Source organism: Pseudomonas sp. PA-1-3F, assembly GCF_021609665.1.
GTDB classification, from domain to species: Bacteria; Pseudomonadota; Gammaproteobacteria; order Pseudomonadales; family Pseudomonadaceae; genus Aquipseudomonas; species Aquipseudomonas paracarnis.
This window is the reverse complement of the sequence record NZ_WJZD01000011.1, coordinates 12,243-29,131: the sequence shown is the minus strand read 5'-3', so window position 1 is coordinate 29,131 and position 16,889 is coordinate 12,243. Positions and strand designations below refer to the sequence as shown.

16 protein-coding genes are annotated in these 16,889 nt (G+C 59.1%); 7 read left to right on the top strand and 9 right to left on the bottom strand.

Going from position 1 to position 16,889, the window contains the following annotated elements; translation table 11 throughout:
* Positions 1 to 9 precede the first annotated feature (9 nt).
* The gene (locus tag GIV26_RS09635) at positions 10 to 1,137 is read right to left on the bottom strand and encodes a muconate cycloisomerase family protein (protein WP_034128800.1); all 1,128 of its coding nucleotides are present in this window, start codon (positions 1,135 to 1,137) and stop codon (positions 10 to 12) included.
* A gap of 114 nt (positions 1,138 to 1,251) precedes the next feature.
* Here GIV26_RS09635 and GIV26_RS09630 point away from each other — a divergent pair, with 114 nt between their 5' ends.
* Complete coding sequence (locus GIV26_RS09630) at positions 1,252 to 2,127, top strand: LysR family transcriptional regulator (protein ID WP_054896990.1); 876 nt, start codon at positions 1,252 to 1,254, stop codon at positions 2,125 to 2,127.
* A 143-nt stretch (positions 2,128 to 2,270) separates the two neighbouring features.
* On the opposite strand, the gene GIV26_RS09625 is transcribed toward GIV26_RS09630, so the two are convergent.
* Complete coding sequence (locus GIV26_RS09625) at positions 2,271 to 3,263, bottom strand: AraC family transcriptional regulator (protein ID WP_200584423.1); 993 nt, start codon at positions 3,261 to 3,263, stop codon at positions 2,271 to 2,273.
* A 311-nt stretch (positions 3,264 to 3,574) separates the two neighbouring features.
* Between GIV26_RS09625 and antA the strand changes: the two genes are divergently transcribed.
* From antA to GIV26_RS09605, 4 genes are all read left to right on the top strand, one after another.
* Complete coding sequence (gene antA / locus GIV26_RS09620) at positions 3,575 to 4,966, top strand: anthranilate 1,2-dioxygenase large subunit (protein WP_060764175.1); 1,392 nt, start codon at positions 3,575 to 3,577, stop codon at positions 4,964 to 4,966.
* Positions 4,966 to 5,457 carry an anthranilate 1,2-dioxygenase small subunit gene (gene antB / locus GIV26_RS09615; protein WP_127881040.1) on the top strand — a complete coding sequence of 164 codons (492 nt, stop codon included), beginning with the start codon at positions 4,966 to 4,968 and terminating at the stop codon, positions 5,455 to 5,457. Before antA ends, antB begins: the two co-directional genes overlap by 1 nt.
* 134 nt (positions 5,458 to 5,591) lie before the next feature.
* The gene (gene antC / locus GIV26_RS09610; protein WP_236280263.1) at positions 5,592 to 6,599 is read left to right on the top strand and encodes an anthranilate 1,2-dioxygenase electron transfer component AntC; all 1,008 of its coding nucleotides are present in this window, start codon (positions 5,592 to 5,594) and stop codon (positions 6,597 to 6,599) included.
* A gap of 71 nt (positions 6,600 to 6,670) precedes the next feature.
* Positions 6,671 to 8,071: an amino acid permease gene (locus tag GIV26_RS09605; protein WP_034128783.1), complete on the top strand. Its 1,401-nt coding sequence runs from the start codon at positions 6,671 to 6,673 to the stop codon at positions 8,069 to 8,071.
* Positions 8,072 to 8,217: 146 nt separating this feature from the next.
* On the opposite strand, the gene kynA is transcribed toward GIV26_RS09605, so the two are convergent.
* Positions 8,218 to 9,075, bottom strand: coding sequence for a tryptophan 2,3-dioxygenase (kynA, locus tag GIV26_RS09600; RefSeq protein ID WP_072434974.1), 858 nt, complete (start codon positions 9,073 to 9,075; stop codon positions 8,218 to 8,220).
* Positions 9,072 to 9,722 (bottom strand): arylformamidase, encoded by a 651-nt coding sequence (gene kynB / locus GIV26_RS09595; protein WP_060764181.1) that lies wholly within the window; start codon positions 9,720 to 9,722, stop codon positions 9,072 to 9,074. The genes kynA and kynB overlap by 4 nt, the downstream gene beginning before the upstream one ends.
* 363 nt (positions 9,723 to 10,085) lie before the next feature.
* Between kynB and GIV26_RS09590 the strand changes: the two genes are divergently transcribed.
* Complete coding sequence (locus GIV26_RS09590) at positions 10,086 to 10,430, top strand: cupin domain-containing protein (RefSeq protein WP_003230905.1); 345 nt, start codon at positions 10,086 to 10,088, stop codon at positions 10,428 to 10,430.
* A gap of 105 nt (positions 10,431 to 10,535) precedes the next feature.
* Here GIV26_RS09590 and mmsB read toward each other — a convergent pair whose 3' ends face one another.
* Both mmsB and GIV26_RS09580 read right to left on the bottom strand, forming a co-directional pair.
* Complete coding sequence (mmsB, locus tag GIV26_RS09585; RefSeq protein ID WP_236280260.1) at positions 10,536 to 11,420, bottom strand: 3-hydroxyisobutyrate dehydrogenase; 885 nt, start codon at positions 11,418 to 11,420, stop codon at positions 10,536 to 10,538.
* Positions 11,421 to 11,435: 15 nt separating this feature from the next.
* Positions 11,436 to 12,953, bottom strand: coding sequence for a CoA-acylating methylmalonate-semialdehyde dehydrogenase (locus GIV26_RS09580; protein WP_054921501.1), 1,518 nt, complete (start codon positions 12,951 to 12,953; stop codon positions 11,436 to 11,438).
* A 133-nt stretch (positions 12,954 to 13,086) separates the two neighbouring features.
* Here GIV26_RS09580 and GIV26_RS09575 point away from each other — a divergent pair, with 133 nt between their 5' ends.
* Positions 13,087 to 14,034, top strand: a complete 948-nt coding sequence (locus GIV26_RS09575; RefSeq protein ID WP_034128788.1) for a LysR family transcriptional regulator — start codon at positions 13,087 to 13,089, stop codon at positions 14,032 to 14,034.
* Positions 14,035 to 14,067: 33 nt separating this feature from the next.
* Here the strand turns inward: GIV26_RS09575 and GIV26_RS09570 are convergent, their stop codons facing one another.
* Genes GIV26_RS09570 through GIV26_RS09560 form a run of 3 tightly spaced genes read right to left on the bottom strand, consistent with a single transcriptional unit; the run spans position 14,068 to position 16,864 of the window.
* Positions 14,068 to 15,015, bottom strand: a complete 948-nt coding sequence (locus GIV26_RS09570) for a LysR substrate-binding domain-containing protein (protein WP_236280258.1) — start codon at positions 15,013 to 15,015, stop codon at positions 14,068 to 14,070.
* Positions 15,015 to 15,863, bottom strand: coding sequence for an EamA family transporter (locus tag GIV26_RS09565; RefSeq protein ID WP_054897000.1), 849 nt, complete (start codon positions 15,861 to 15,863; stop codon positions 15,015 to 15,017). Before GIV26_RS09565 ends, GIV26_RS09570 begins: the two co-directional genes overlap by 1 nt.
* Before the next feature lie 53 nt (positions 15,864 to 15,916).
* Positions 15,917 to 16,864: a TauD/TfdA family dioxygenase gene (locus tag GIV26_RS09560; protein ID WP_236280256.1), complete on the bottom strand. Its 948-nt coding sequence runs from the start codon at positions 16,862 to 16,864 to the stop codon at positions 15,917 to 15,919.
* Positions 16,865 to 16,889: the final 25 nt, after the last annotated feature.

Sequence of the window (16,889 nt, the reverse complement as noted above, 5' to 3'; positions counted from 1 at the left end):
AGAGGCCTCTTAGTGTTTGTCACGGCGAAAGAACGCCAGGCGCTCTTCATCGAGCGCCAGGCCCAGGCCCGGCGCGCTGGAAACGTGCAGCTGGAAATCGCGGTACACCGGTGGCTCGGTGAGGATGTCTTCGGTGAGCAACAGCGGGCCGAACAATTCGGTGCCCCACGCCAGGGTGTTCAGCGTGAGAAAGGCATGGGCCGAAGCCAGGGTGCCAATGCCGCCTTCGAGCATGGTGCCGCCGTACAGGCCGATGCCAGCCGCTTCGGCAATCGCCGCCGTGCGCAATACAGCGCGAGGGCCACCGTTCTTGGCGATCTTGAGGGCGAACACTGTGGCCGAGCCTTCACGGGCCAGGTTGAATGCATCCTCGACACACTCGATGGACTCATCGGCCATGATCGGCACCGGGCTCGACAGGTTGAGCCGAGTCATACCACCACGGTTGTTGCGCGAGATCGGTTGTTCGATCAGGTCGATACCGTTGTCGCCGAGCACCTTGCACGCCCGCAGGGCCACGGCTTCATCCCAGGCCTGGTTGACGTCGACGCGCACACTGGCGCGCTCGCCCAGGGCTTTTTTGATCGCGATCACATGGGCCAGGTCGCGGTTGACCTCCCCCGCGCCGATCTTCAATTTGAAGAGACGGTGGCGGCGCAGGTCGAGCATTTTCTCGGCCTCGTTGATGTCCTGTTCGGTATTTCCGCTGGCCAGGGTCCAGGCCACCGGCAACGCATCACGCACACGCCCGCCCAGCAGCTCGCTGACCGGGAGCCCGAGGCGTTTGCCGAGGGCGTCGAGCAAGGCGCTTTCGATACCGGACTTGGCAAAGGTGTTGCCGCGAATACTGCGCTCCAGGCGCAACATCGCCGCGTTGACGTTACTCGCGTCCTGGCCGATCAACAGCGGCGCGAAGTGACAGTCGATGTTGACCTTGATGCTGTCGGGGCTCTCGTTGCCGTAGCTCAGGCCGCCGATGGTGGTGGCTTCACCGATGCCTTCGATGCCGTCGGTGCAACGCAGGCGAATGATGACAAGGGTCTGGTTTTGCATCGTGTGCATCGCCAGCTTGTGCGGGCGAAGGGTGGGCAGGTCGACGATGACAGTTTCAATCGACTCGATGGTGCAAATCGGCATGGCAATACCCATTGGGTTCTTTATAAATTTACGTCGATTCTGTTCCGCATTTTTTTGGGCTTCCAATATAGAATTGGTCTCGTGCGATACCCTCAAGGTATGAAAGGAGTCGATATGGAACTGCGTCACTTGCGCTATTTCCAGGTGCTGGGCGAGACCCTCAACTTCACCCGAGCTGCCGAACGCTTGCATATCGCCCAGCCGCCTTTGAGCCGGCAGATCCAGCAACTGGAGGACGAACTGGGGGTGGTGCTGCTGGAGCGCAGCCGGCCCTTGCGGCTGACAGAGGCCGGACGGTTTTTCTATGAGCATGCCAATATGCTGCTCGAACAACTGGGCAAGGTCTGCGACACCACCCGGCGCATCGGCCAAGGCGAGAAAACCTGGCTGGGCATCGGCTTTGCGCCGTCGACCTTGTATGGCGTGCTGCCGGAGCTGATTCGGCGCCTGCGCACTCACGAGGCCCTGGAGCTGGAGCTGGGTTTGTCGGAGATGACCACTTTGCAGCAGGTCGAAGCGCTCAAGGCTGGCCGCATTGACGTAGGCTTCGGGCGGATTCGCATCGACGATCCGGCCATCGTCCAGCGCGTACTGGTGGAGGACCGCCTGGTAGCAGTGCTGCCCAGTGGTCACCCGTTGCTGGGCGCCCCGGCCACCCTCGCCCAGTTGGCCGGCGAACCCTTTGTGCTCTACCCCGGCAACCCGCGCCCCAGTTATGCCGACCATGTGATCGCGCTGTTCGACGCCCATGGCTTGAGCCTGAAGGTGGCGCAGTGGACCAACGAATTGCAGACCGCTATTGGCCTGGTGGGCGCAGGTATGGGGGTGACGTTGGTGCCGGCGTCGGTGCAGGTGCTGCATCGGGCGGATATTGGCTATACGCCGATTGTGGAGGCCACTGCGACTTCGCCGATCATTCTGAGCCGGCGGGTGAATGACCAGTCGCCGGGGCTGACTCATTGCCTGCAACTGGTTGAAGAGTTGATCTGAGATTTTCCCAAACACCGCAATTCCCTTGTAGGAGCGAGCTTGCTCGCGAAAAACTCACAGGCGCCGCGTTCATCCAGCAAGCACGCGTTATCGTTAACGTTTTTCGCGAGCAAGCTCGCTCCTACATTTGATCTTCATTGGTTTCAAAGGCTGCGCAGGCGCTTGCGTTGCAATGTCTGGCTGGGCGACTCATCGAACAGCTTGCGGTATTCCGCCGAAAACCGCCCCAGGTGCGTAAACCCCCAGCCCAGGGCGATTTCAGAAATAGTGCGCATTGAGCCCTGCTCCAAAATTTCCTGGCGCACCGCCCCCAGCCGATGCTTCTTCAGATACGCCATGGGCGACAGTGCGAAGTACTTGCGAAACGCATCGAACAGTTTGAACCGCGACACGCCCGCCGCCGCTTCCAGGTCTTCCAGGTGCAGCACTTCACGGGCGTTGTCGTGGATGAATTGCCGCGCACGGATCAAGTAGTACGGCAGTTTTACCCCCAACACCTCGCGCAACTCTTCAGAGTAGTTATTCGGTTGGGCCAGGATCAGCCCCTTGATCAGCGAGCTTTCCAGGTCACGGGTAAACGCCGCCTGCTCGTACAACTCGCTGCTGCATTCCAGTTCGGCGATGAAGTATCGCGCCATGCGCCACCACGAGGCCGGTGCTCCGTCCACAGCATCCATCACCGACTCAAACCGCAGCGGTGCATCGATGGGCCGTTGCAGCAAACCTTCCAGTGACTCGCTCATCGCCGCGCGGGTGATCACCACCTGCAACTTGCGGCAGTCACCGGAAATCGCCAGCACCTGATGCTCATTGGGTGAAATGATCACGCCCTGGTCGCGGTTGGAACTGAGGCGCTCACCGTTCTTGCTCAGCTCCTGCTCGCCCACCAGCGGCAGGCTCAAGCTGTAGCTGCGAAAGTGCTCGGCGTCTTCGATGTCGATGGTCACATCGGTACCGTACTCGATCACGCCCAGGGTGGTGGCGCGGGATTTGAACACGTTGGCGCTGTGGTGAAAGCGCAGGCGTTCGGGGGTGGCCGTCGCCAGGCGATGGGGCCCGCAGATGCCGGACATCCAGCTGCGCGCGCCTTCCAGGTCGAAGCGTTGAATATGAATATCGCGTGTCTGGCTACTCATCAGGGTGCACCCACGGCGGTTAGGCATTTGCGCGCTCTGGCGGCGCGTCGTTGAACCTCGACAGCAAGTTCCAGGCCACGCCAGCAGCGTGGCCACTGGGTGGATAGTAAGGGCCGACTATGTGGATAAATCCCAGGGTTCTACGACCATCGCCCACCATCACAGTAGCGCATGCCGTCACCTGCGCGCACCGCCATGGGTATTTGTTGCCCAACTTTGCGGCCTGCGTTCCCCCATTAAGCGGATAGCCCGCTACCGCATTGCAGCCGCTTAATGGCTCACCGTTTAGCCATGATCAAAAGGTGCCTCCCATGAGTGGTGCAAGAACCGTCGAGCAGTGGAAAACCTTTATCGAAAGCTGCCTGGACTTTCGCCCGGCAGATGAAGTGTTCCGCATCGCCCGCGACATGTTCACCGAGCCCGAACTGTTCGACCTGGAGATGGAGCTGATCTTCGAAAAAAACTGGATCTACGCCTGCCACGAAAGCGAACTGGCCAATAACCACGACTTCGTGACGATGCGCGCCGGGCGCCAACCGATGATCATCACCCGTGACGGCGAAGGCCGGCTCAACGCGCTGATCAACGCCTGCCAGCATCGCGGCACTACCCTCACCCGCGTGGGCAAGGGCAACCAATCCACTTTCACCTGCCCGTTCCACGCCTGGTGCTACAAGAGCGATGGCCGACTGGTGAAGGTCAAGGCGCCAGGGGAATACCCGGAAGGTTTCGACAAGGCCACCCGCGGCCTGAAAAAAGCGCGCATCGACAGCTACAAGGGCTTTGTGTTTATCAGCCTGGACGTGAACGGCACCAACAGCCTGGAAGATTTCCTGGGCGATGCCAAAGTGTTCTTCGACATGATGGTGGCGCAATCGGCCACCGGTGAGCTGGAAGTGCTGCCGGGCAAGTCCGCCTACACCTACGACGGCAACTGGAAGCTGCAAAACGAAAACGGCCTGGACGGTTATCACGTCAGCACCGTGCACTACAACTACGTGGCCACCGTGCAGCACCGCCAGCAGGTAAACACCGAAAACGGCACGGGTTCCAGCACCACGCTGGACTACAGCAAGCTCGGCGCCGGCGACGCGAATACCGATGACGGCTGGTTCGCCTTCAATAACGGCCACAGTGTGTTGTTCAGCGACATGCCCAACCCCAGCGTGCGCTCCGGCTACGCCACCATCATGCCGCGCCTGGTAGAAGAACACGGCCAGCAGAAGGCCGAGTGGATGATGCACCGCCTGCGCAACCTGAACATCTACCCCAGCCTGTTCTTTCTCGACCAGATCAGCTCGCAGCTGCGCATCATCCGCCCGGTGGCCTGGAACAAGACCGAAATCATCAGCCAGTGCCTGGGCGTGAAAGGTGAGTCCGACGCCGATCGCGAAAACCGGATCCGCCAGTTCGAGGACTTCTTCAACGTCTCGGGCATGGGCACGCCCGACGACCTGGTGGAATTTCGCGAAGCCCAGCGCGGTTTCCAGGGCCGCCTGGAGCGCTGGAGCGATATTTCTCGCGGCAGCCATCGCTGGGAGACCGGGCCGACGCCCAACAGCGAGGCCATTGGCATCCAACCGGCGATGACCGGCACCGAATTCACCCATGAAGGCTTGTACGTCAACCAGCATCGCAACTGGCAGCAGTTTCTGCTCAAGGGTTTGGACGAGCGAGCCCTGACACTGCGGGAGGTGAAATGATGAATGCGCAATTGCAGTACCAGATCGAGCAGTTCTTCTACCGCAAGTCCGAACTGTGCGATGCCCAGGACTGGGACGCCTACGTGCAATTGTTCGACCCGCAGAGTGAATTCCACCTGCCGCAATGGGATTCCGAACACGTCTACACCCAAGACCCCAAGCGCGAGATGTCGTTGATCTACTATGCCAACCGCTCGGGCCTGGAAGACCGCGTGTTCCGCCTGCGCACCGGCAAAGCCGCCTCTGCCACGCCGATGCCGCGCACCTTGCACCTGATCAACAACGTGCGCATTGCCGAGCAGGCCGACGGCACGTTGGAGGTGCGTTTGAACTGGCACACGTTGTTTTATCGCCTGGCCACGTCCGAGCAGTTCTATGGGCATGCAACCTATCGCCTCAAGCCCGAGGGCGACAGCTGGCTGATCATGCGCAAGCACGCCTTGCTGCTCAACGACACCATCAACTCGGTGCTGGATTTCTATCACCTTTAAAACCAGCACATCCCCCTTGTGGCGAGGGAGCTTGCTCCCGCTGGAGTGCGCAGCGCTCCCATTTTTTTGGGGCCGCTACGCAGCCCAACGGGAGCAAGCTCCCTCGCCACAGGGGCGCTCCTACAGGTTTATCAATGAATCACAAAAAGGCCCTCCGCTTTGCCGGTGGCGAGAACCTGTTTTTTCCCGGGGGGGGTCATGAAATCCTGTTGGACGCGGCCCTGCGCAACGGCATCAAGATCCCGCTCGATTGCCGCGAAGGCGTGTGCGGAACCTGCCAGGGGCGTTGCGAATCCGGCGAGTACACCCAGGACTATGTCGACGACGAAGCCCTTTCCAGCCTCGACCTGCAACAGCGCAAGATGCTCAGTTGCCAGACCCGGGTGAAGTCCGACGCCACCTTCTATTTCGACTTTGATTCGAGCCTGTGCAACGCCCCCGGGCCCGCGCAGGTACGCGGCACGGTGAGCGCGGTGCAGCAGGTCTCGACCAGCACCGCCATCTTGCAGGTGCAACTGGACCAGCCACTGGATTTTTTGCCGGGCCAATATGCGCGTCTGTCGGTGCCCGGCACCGATAGCTGGCGCTCCTACTCCTTCGCCAACCGGCCGGGTAATCAATTGCAGTTCCTGGTACGCCTGCTGCCCGATGGAGTCATGAGCAACTACCTGCGTGAACGCTGCCAAGTAGGTGATGAAATGTTGATGGAGGCGCCCTTGGGTGCGTTTTATCTGCGGCATGTCACCCAACCGTTGGTACTGGTGGCGGGCGGCACCGGGTTGTCGGCGTTGTTGGGCATGCTCGATGAGCTGGCCGTCAACGGCTGCACGCAACCTGTGCACCTGTACTACGGCGTGCGCGGCGCCGAAGATTTATGTGAAGCGGCGCGTATCCACGCCTACGCGGCAAAAATCCCGAACTTTCGCTACACCGAAGTGCTGAGCGACGCCTCAGCCGAGTGGACGGGCAAACGCGGCTACCTCACCGAGCATTTCGACCTGGCCGAACTGCGGGACAGATCGGCGGATATGTACGTGTGCGGCCCCCCTCCGATGGTCGAATCCATCCAGCAATGGCTGGCGGATCAGGCACTTGATGGCGTTCAGCTGTATTACGAAAAGTTTACGCAGAGTAATATCTGACCCTCAGCAGTTCTGAGGGGCCGATGCGGCGTGCAATCACCCTTGAGAAAAACAAGTAGAAGGGAATGTTAATGGCGGATGACATGGTTAACCCGGTGGGCCTCAAGCGTGGCCTGAAAAACCGGCACATTCAGCTGATCGCCTTGGGAGGTGCGATTGGTACAGGCTTGTTCCTCGGCTCGGCCGGGGTACTCAAGTCGGCGGGGCCGTCGATGATCCTGGGCTATGCGGTGGCCGGGTTTATCGCGTTCCTGATCATGCGCCAGCTAGGCGAGATGATCGTCGAAGAGCCGGTGGCCGGTTCCTTCAGCCACTTCGCACATAAATACTGGGGCGGTTACGCAGGCTTCCTGGCGGGCTGGAACTACTGGGTGCTCTACGTGCTGGTGGGCATGGCCGAGTTGACGGCGGTGGGCAAGTACATCCAGTTCTGGTGGCCGGAGATCCCAACCTGGGTCAGCGCGCTGGTGTTCTTCGTCGCGGTGAACCTGATCAACACCCTGAACGTGAAGTTCTTCGGTGAAGCCGAATTCTGGTTTGCGATCATCAAGGTGGTGGCGATTGTCGGCATGATCGTGCTCGGCTGCTACCTGCTGTTCAGCGGCACCGGCGGCCCCCAGGCCTCGGTCAGCAACCTGTGGAGCCACGGTGGTTTCTTCCCCAATGGCGGCATGGGGCTGTTGATGTCGATGGCCTTCATCATGTTCTCGTTCGGTGGCCTGGAACTGGTCGGCATCACCGCCGCCGAGGCCAGCGAACCACGCAAGGTGATCCCCAAGGCAATCAATCAGGTGGTGTACCGCATCCTGATTTTCTATGTCGGTGCGCTGACCGTGCTGTTGTCGCTGTACCCGTGGGATCAACTGCTGCAAACCCTCGGCGCGTCAGGCGATGCCTACAGCGGCAGCCCGTTTGTGCAGATCTTCTCGCTGATCGGCAACGACACCGCCGCCCACATCCTCAACTTCGTGGTGCTGACCGCGGCGTTGTCGGTGTACAACAGCGGCGTGTACTGCAACAGCCGCATGCTGTTCGGCCTGGCCGAGCAAGGTGACGCGCCCAAGGCGCTGATGAAGCTCAACAAGCAAGGCGTGCCGCTACGGGCGTTGGCGATTTCGGCGTTGGTGACGATGCTGTGCGTGGTGGTCAACTACGTCGCGCCGCACAGTGCGCTGGAGTTGCTGTTTGCCTTGGTGGTTGCTTCGCTGATGATCAACTGGGCGCTGATCAGCCTGACCCACATCAAGTTCCGCAAGGCCATGGGCGAGCAAGGCGTGACGCCGTCGTTCAAGACCTTCTGGTTCCCGTTCAGCAACTACCTGTGCCTGGCGTTCATGGTGATGATCATCGGGGTGATGCTGGCGATTCCGGGAATTCGTGAGTCGGTGTACGCGATGCCGGTGTGGGTGGGGATTATCTACGTTGCCTATCGGTTTCGGATCAGAAACGGGAAAGTAGCTGTGGCGCAGTAACACCAGTGGGAGCCGGGCTTGCCCGCGATGGCGGCGTGTCAGCCAACGGGTGGGCCGGCTGATACACCGCCATCGCTGGCAAGCCAGCTCCCACAGTTGACTGTGTTTCACATAAAAAAAGCCCCGGTAATCCGGGGCTTTTTTGTTTAGAGCGTGGAACGTACTCGCCAGAGTTCAGGGAACAGTACCGTGTCGAGCATCTTGCGCAGGTACCCCACGCCTTCAGTACCGCCAGTACCCGGCTGGAAGCCGATGATGCGTTCCACCGTGGTGACATGCCGGAAGCGCCACTGGCGGAACGAATCTTCCAGGTCGATAAACTTCTCGGCCAACTGATACAAATCCCAGTAACGGCTCGGGTCGCGATATACCTCGCGCCAGGCCGCTTCCACCGATTCATCGTGCACCGTGGCTGCGGTCGGGTCGCGCTCGGCGCGCTTGGGATCAATCGCCAACCCCGCCTTGACCATCAGGTTTACGGCCTCGTCATACAGCGACGGCGTGGCAATCGCCACCTGCAATTGCTGCAGCAACTCCGGGCGATGAGCATGGGGCCGCAGCAGCGCCGGGCTTTTGTTGCCGAGGATGAATTCGATCTCGCGGTACTGGAACGACTGGAACCCCGACGACTGCCCCAGGAACGGGCGAATCGCCTTGTACTCTGATGGCGTCATGGTCGCCAGCACCGCCCAGGCGTGCACCAGTTGATCGAAGATCCGCGACACCCGCGCCAGCATCTTGAACGCCGGCGGCAGCTCACCCAGGCGCACATGTTCGCGGGCGGCCTTGAGTTCGTGAAGCATCAGTTTCATCCACAGCTCAGAGGTCTGGTGCTGGATGATGAAGAGCATTTCGTTGTGGTCTGGCGACAGCGGGTGCTGGGCGCTGAGGACTTTGCCCAGGTCCAGGTAGTCGCCATAGCTCATGGACTCGGAGAAATTCAATTCGGCGTTATGCCATTCTTCCGGCGGTTGGTAATCAGCTGAAAAAGGACATTGGCTCATCGCGTGGGCTCCTTGAGCGGGCGGAGAATGGCGCGCACAGGGCTCGCGTCCAGGTTGGCGAAGCGCAGCGGCAGCGCGATCAGTTCATAGTCGCCCTCCGGTACGTCATCGAGCACGATGCCTTCGAGGATCGCCATGCCATGGCGCGCCACGACGTTGTGCGAATCCATGGTCTTGGATTGTTGCGGGTCCAGGGACGGCGTATCGATACCGATCAGGCGCACCCCCAGGCTGGCCAGCAGCTCAATGGTCTGGGGGGCGATGGCGGTGAAGTTCGAATCCCAGTCGGTCAGTGGCGCTTGTGGATAAGTGCGCAGCAGCACGCGCTCGGGCACGTTATCCACACGCCCTTGCAACTGATGGGGCTGCACCAGGGCGCCGCTGCCCAGGCAATGCAATACCCGGCACGGCCCCATGTACACATCCAGCGACACCTCGCCAATCGGCGCGCCATCGGCGCTGTAATGCAGCGGCGCATCCACATGGGCGCCGGTGTGCGGCGACAGGGTCACGCGCCCCACATTCACTGGGCACTCCGGGCCGAACTGCCACACACGCTCTTCCTGAAACGGCGTATCACCCGGCCAGGTCGGGGTGGCCGTGCTCAAGGGCGGGCTGATATCCCACCACGTTTTTATTGGATTCATCGCAAGGCTCTCACTCGTTCTGAGGGCAATGATACGAGGGCCGGCTGTGAATTTTCTTGCGAATTCTGGCGCGATACGGGAAATCTTTCGCAGTTACTGCGAGGAAACATCGGTTTGATGCACAGATCTGTCGCTCAGATACGCCACGACCTCTCGTGGGAGCCTGGCTTGCCAACGATAGCGGAGTGTCAGGCAATGGAGATGCTCGCTGTGCCACTGCCATCGCGGGCAAGCCCGGCTCCCACAGGGGACCGCGGTGTTCAGGTGACTGCGCTTCTGGGCATCCCAATGTCGAGTTCAGACCACTGGCGCAACGCCCGAGGCCTTAGGGTTGAGTTTTCCCTTTCCTGCCTCGGAGTCATCATGTCCAAGCCCATCACCGTACTGCGCGACACCCACCCACTGCCGGTCCTGGATGCCTGCAAATGGGAAAAGCTAGAAGGCGACCCGCACACTGTCAACCTCAACGCCTACACCAGCGAAGACGGCAGCAAGATCATGGGCACCTGGATCTGCACACCGGGCAAGTGGTACGTGGAATACGTGAAGTGGGAATACTGCCATTTCCAGGAAGGCTACTGCGTGATCACGCCTGAAGGCATGGAGCCGATCCATCTGCGCGCTGGGGATATCTTCGTGGTGGAGCCAGGGATGAAGGGGACGTGGGAAGTGGTCGAGACTGTGCGTAAGTATTTTGTGTTTGCCTGACCCATCCCCGTCCCTGTAGGAGCGAGCTCGCGAAGATCGTCAACGAAAACGCGCTCATCCAGGATGAACGCGTTGCTCTCACATTTTTCGCGAGCAAGCTCGCTCCTACAGCTTGCGATAGCTGTTGATGATCGCCGAGAAGTCCTTGCCCCCTTCCCCACGCTGGCTCATGGATTGATACAACTGCTGGGCCACTGCGCCGAGAATCACCGGCTGATGCGCCTGGCGCGCAGCCTCAGTCGCAAGGCCCAGGTCCTTGAGCATCAGGTCGGCACCAAAACCACCGGTATAGCCACGCGATGATGGCGCGGTCTCGATCACGCCTGGCCAAGGATTGTAGGTATCGGAACTCCAGCAGCGCCCCGTGGAGCTGTTGATGATGCCGGCCAGCACTTGTGTATCAATGCCAAGTGCATCGCCCAGGGCCATGGCTTCACTGACGCCGACCATGCTGATACCCAGCAGCAGGTTGTTGCAGATCTTGGCGATTTGCCCAGTGCCGACATCACCACAGTGCACGATGTTGCGGCCCATCTGCGCCAGCACCGGTTGCAGGGTGGCGAACAATTCCGGGTTGGCGCCGACCATGAAGGTCAGCGTCCCGGCCTGGGCACCGCCGGTGCCACCGGAGACCGGCGCATCGGCCACGTCCACGCCTTGTTTGGCTGCCGCAGCCGCTACTTCACGGATGGTTTGCGGGTCAATGGTGCTGCAATCCACGGCGGGGATGCCTTTGCCGATGCCGGCGAGTACACCGTCTTCATTCAGCCACACGCTGCGCACATGGGCGGCTGCCGGCAGCATGGTAATCACCAATTCGGCGCCTTGGGCGGCGTCACGCGGTGAACTGCTGATAGTGCCGCCCAGTTCGGCAAGTTCCTTGAGTACCGCTTGGTTCAGGTCGAACAGGTTAAGCGCGTGCCCAGCCTTGATCAGGTTGCGGGCCATGGGCGCGCCCATGTTGCCCAGGCCGATAAATGCAATTTTCATGGTCGTCTCCCGGATTCAGCGCAGGTTGATGGTGGTGTTGACGCCATCGTTGACCGTGTCGTCATCAAACCAGCGGCTGGTGACGGTTTTGGTCTGGGTGTAGAACTGCACCACTTGCTTGCCGTAAGGACCCAGGTCGCCGAGCTTGGAACCGCGAGAGCCTGTGAAGCTGAAGAACGGCACTGGCACCGGGATGGGGATGTTGATGCCGACCTGGCCCACATCGATTTCGCTCTGGAATTTACGCGCCGCCGCACCGCTCTGGGTGAACAGGCCTGTACCGTTGCCAAACGGATTGGCGTTGACCAGGGCGATGGCTTGATCGAGTGTCTCGACTTCCAGTACCACCAGCACCGGGCCGAAGATTTCCTCGGTGTAGATGCGCATGTCGGTGGTCACGCCTGAGAACAGGGTGGGGCCGACAAAGTTGCCTTGCTCAAAGCCCGGCACTTTGATGTCGCGGCCGTCCAGCTCCAGCTTGGCGCCTTGTTTCACGCCGCTTTCGATCAGCTCCAGGATACGTGCCTTGGCGCGCTTGGAGATCACCGGGCCGACATCCGTGCCCGCTTCGCTGCCGGCGTTGACCTTGAGCTTTTGTGCCAGGGCCTTGAGGTCTGGCAGCCACTGCTTGGCCGCGCCCACCAGCACCACCACCGAGGTGGCCATGCAACGCTGGCCAGCCGCGCCGAAACCGGCACCGACCAGGGCGTTGAGGGTGTGTTCTCGGTTAGCATCCGGCAGCACCACCGCGTGGTTCTTGGCGCCCATCATCGACTGCACACGCTTGCCGTGTTTGCCGGCCAGGTCGTAGACATGCGTGCCCACAGCCGTCGAACCGACGAAGGACACCGCCTTGATGTCTTTGTGAGTGCACAGCGCATCCACCACGTCCTTGCCACCATGCACCACGTTGAGCACGCCGGCTGGCACACCGGCTTCCAGCGCCAGCTCCACCAGCAGCATGGTCGACAACGGGTCTTGCTCGGAAGGCTTGAGTACAAAGGTGTTACCGCAGGCAATCGCCATCGGGAACATCCACAGCGGAATCATCGCCGGGAAGTTGAACGGGGTGATGCCGGCGCACACGCCGATAGGCTGGCGCAGGGTGTAGGTGTCCACGCCGCCGGCCACGTTCTCGGCGAACTCACCCATTTGCAGGGTGCCAATGGAACAAGCGTGCTCCACCACTTCCAGGCCACGGAAAATATCGCCCTCGGCATCGGCAATGGTCTTGCCCTGCTCGGCGCTGAGGACTACAGCAATGCGCTTGGAATGTTCGCGGATCAAGGCTTGCAGCTTAAGCATGATGCGCATGCGCGCGCCGATCGGCGTGAGTTTCCAGGTCTGGAACGCTTGATGGGCAGCATCGATGGCCGCGTTGACTTCATCGGCCGTGGCGAACGGCACTTTGGCCAGCACTTGCTGGGTGGCCGGGTTGACGATGTCTTGCCACTCGGTGGTCTTGGACTCGACCCACTCACCGTTGATCAGCAACTTGACCTGTTGCACGGAAATATCGGCAGATGCGTTCATGGGGTCTCCAGAATCTTGTAGTTATGCAGAGAACCAAGGCGTTGAATCGCCTTGAAGAATGAGGCGTTCGGACTGTTTTTGGAGTATAGATGTGCAAATCTCTAATAAGAACGCACATAAAAGCCGGTCCAATATGCAAAAAAACATCACCTCCCTGGGCGCCCTGAACTGGGATGACCTGAAGTTTTTCCTCGAAGTAGCCCGCACCCGCAAGGCTAGCGTGGCCGCCAAGCGCCTGGCGGTGGACTACACCACCGTGTCGCGGCGCATCAGCTCTCTGGAAGTGTCCCTCGGCACGCTGCTGTTCGAAAAATCCCGGACCAACGGCTTCGTGCTCACCAGCGAAGGCCAGCGGTTGCTGGGTTATGCCGAATCCATCGAAAGCACGCTGCACATGGCCTGCGAACAGGTGTCCGGCTCCGGCGTGGCGCTGTCCGGCCATGTGCGCATGGGCTGCACCGAAGGCTTCGGCAGCTTCTTCGTCACCCCGCAACTGAGCCACTTCGTCGACACTTATCCTGCGATCTCGGTGGATATCCTGCCCCTGCCCCACTTCATCAGCCTGTCCAAGCGCGAAGCCGACATCGTCATCGCCCTGGAACGCCCGGAACACGGACCGTATGTGTGCTGCAAACTGTGCGACTACAAATTGCAGTTGTACGCCACCCAGGACTACCTCGACCAACACCCGCCGATCCGCAAACCTGCGGATCTGGCCGAGCATCCGTTTATCAGCTATGTGGATGATTTGGCCTTCAGCTCGGAGTTGCTGTACCTGGCCAATGTGGTGCCCGGCGCCAGCGCCAGCCTGCGCAGTACCAGCGTGATCGCGCAATACGTGGCGGCCCAGCAAGGCCGGTCGATGGCGATATTGCCGTGCTTTCTGGCCGCGCAGGACCCGCGCTTGCTGCCGGTGCTGGGAGAGCAGATTGCGATTACGCGGCAGTTCTGGATGTATTGCCGAGAGGATTTGAGGAAGTTGAAGCGGATTACGTTGTTGTGGGATTACATTCGGGAAGTGACGGAGCAGAATCAGGGGTTGTTAATGGGGCAGACGCGGGAGATCAGGTTTGCGAAGTGAGGTGCTAAAAGGAGCAACGGAGGCTTCCTACATTTAGACCGCTCCTGCTGCAGCAATTTGCGGATGCCGAAGCCGAACTTCGCGCAGAAACTCACCCGCGCTGTTCTTGAGCCATTCAATCAGCCGAGCAATCTCCGGCTCCGACTGACGCCCGTTTCGACAAATGATGTAGTAGGCCGCAGGGGACATCATCACAGGGCTATTCAACGCAACTAACGCACCGTCTTCCAGTTGGTCATACACCAACGCAGTCCTGCCCAGCGCAATCCCTCCGCCCTTCACCGCCAAGCTGATCGCCAGGCTCGAATCCGGAAATCTCGGCCCGTGGTGATAAGGCGGCGGCGCCAGCCCCTGAAACGCAAACCAGCTTTCCCACCCCGGACATACCTGATCGTCCACCCGATGAATCAGCGGATAGCGGGCGACATTCTCCAGAACAATGCCGCCCTTCAACCGCAGAAAATCGGGCGAACACACGGGGAATACGGCGTCGCGCATCAACAGTTCGACATAATGATCCGGATAGTCACCGTACCCCATCACCACGGCGACATCGTATTGATGGGCCTCCAGGCTGGTGCTGCTCATGTCGGCGCTGGTCAACACCAGATCCAGGTTGAATGAAGCCTGCGTGTGAGAGCCGTGCATCCTGGGGATTAGCCACGTCGAACAGAGGGAAGACGTGCATGATAGGTATAACGGTTGGGACTTACCGGGATTGAGTGAATGCAATACCCCATCCAGCGCCTTGAAAAACTCATCGGTAACTGGCAACAGAGCCTGCCCTGCTGCAGTCAGCTTGACGCCGCGTGAGTGCCGCTCAAACAACGACACGCCCCACCATTCCTCCAAGCCCGCGATTTGATGGCTAATGGCACTGGCGGTGAGGTTAAGCTCAGACGCTGCACGGGCGAAACTACCGGTTTGCGCTGCGCTGACGAACGCCTGAAGCATAGGTGTGGGGGGCGGACGCTGGGCCATCAGGTGCTCACTTTGATCAAAATGATCCCGCAAACAATGACGAACGCCGAAAGCATCCGTCGCCAACCGAACCGTTCGTGAAAGAACAGCGCAGCAATAATGGCGCCGATAATAACACTGGTTTCCCGCAGAGCTGAGACCTTGGCCACCGCGTCCAGCGACAAGGCAAACAACACCAATCCGTAAGACGCCAGGTAAAAAACACCGCCTAATAGCCCAACTCGCCAGTGCCCACGTATCGCACGAGCCAAGGTTGAACGTTCTTTGGAAAACGCCAGCATCGGGATCGGGATACTTTGGAATACTGTCAGGTAAATAATGTACTGCAGCACCGTCTCACTGGCTCTTACACCTTTAGCATCCACCACCGTGTAAGACGCAATAAACGCACCGGCGCACACCGCCATCAGGATCGGCTTGAACATCTGCGCCGTCATCCTGCGCACAAAGGTCAAGCTGATAATCCCCACACAAATCAGCAACACTCCCGTCAACGCCTGGGAGGACAACTGTTCATGCAGCAGAAAGTAAGAAAACAGCACGACCAATACGGGCGGCACCCCACGCATCACCGGGTAAACCTGACCGAAGTCACCCGTTTCGTACGCTTTAATCAAAAATAGCCGGTAGACCGTATTGAGCACCACAGAGACGAGTATATAGCCCCATACCTCCAGGCTAGGCACACTTACAAACGGCAACGCCAGCAGGCATATCACTAGCGCGGTGCCGTCGACCATGGCCAAGGTCATGAAGCGACTGCTACCGGCGCGAACTACGGCATTCCAAGTGGCGTGCATAAAGGCAGAAATCAAGACCAACGTGATCGCGATATCGGAGTTGTCCATGGGGCTCGGCTTATGGCGGATATGGGAGGACTTACGTTATGAATACCGATGCATCATCGTTTGCGTAACCACAGCCGTAGCATATAACGATTAAGATCACTCAAAGGCTCAGCATCATTGATCTCGGAACGTGGAGCGTTCATATCAATGAAGTGCGTGCGCGTATGCAGAAACTTGTTATCGGCTGAAATAAGCACTTGCCCTGGCTCCAGCAGTACTCGATGCTGAACCGATGACTGATCGAGAACGGTATCCAGAAAGTCCAGTGCCTGGGTTTGAGCTGCTGTTAAAGGCACTCCTGCCTTAAGGTGAGCTGACTCAATGTAGACTCGAAAGTATCTGATCAGTGGAATACCTTCACTGGAAAAGCTGAGGATGGGGGCTTTAAACAGTTTTTCATCCTCTGACATGCCGCGATTCTCAAAAAAGAAGTCGCATTTGAGCGCTTCCAATACTTCTGGGAACGCCATCAGCTCGGCGTATACCGCGCTTGCATCGATGAGAATGCTCTCACCTCCTAAAAGTGCTTTCTGTCCACAGGCCAGGATCAAGTAATCGATAGGCAACGGGTCGCTCACACCATCGTTATGTACATAGGCGCCTTGACGGGTCTGATGGTATCTCGCACCTTCCTCAATGCTTTTGCCACCTCGGTCATAAACCTCAATCACTTTATGACCAAGATGATTCTGCACCATTGGGACACCGAGTAAGGAACCGAATGTCCACACCAGAGATTTGAACGTTGAAAGTTTATCCACCTTAAAGCCATCGAGAATCAAGACATGACTTTCATGATCGATCATATTTCGTATTCTATTCAGCTCCTCTCTCAGCACGCTTGACTGTAAAGGATTAATGTAAGCGACCTTGGTATCGAATCTAACACCTTGACTTACCGTCTCGAACAACTCTCTTATCGTCAATAGCTCAGCAAATGCATTTTTTGAAAGCCTGACTTTAGATACTTCCTGGCGAAAATGACTGACATTTATAGTCATCGCAATCCTTTACGGTAGTTACTTA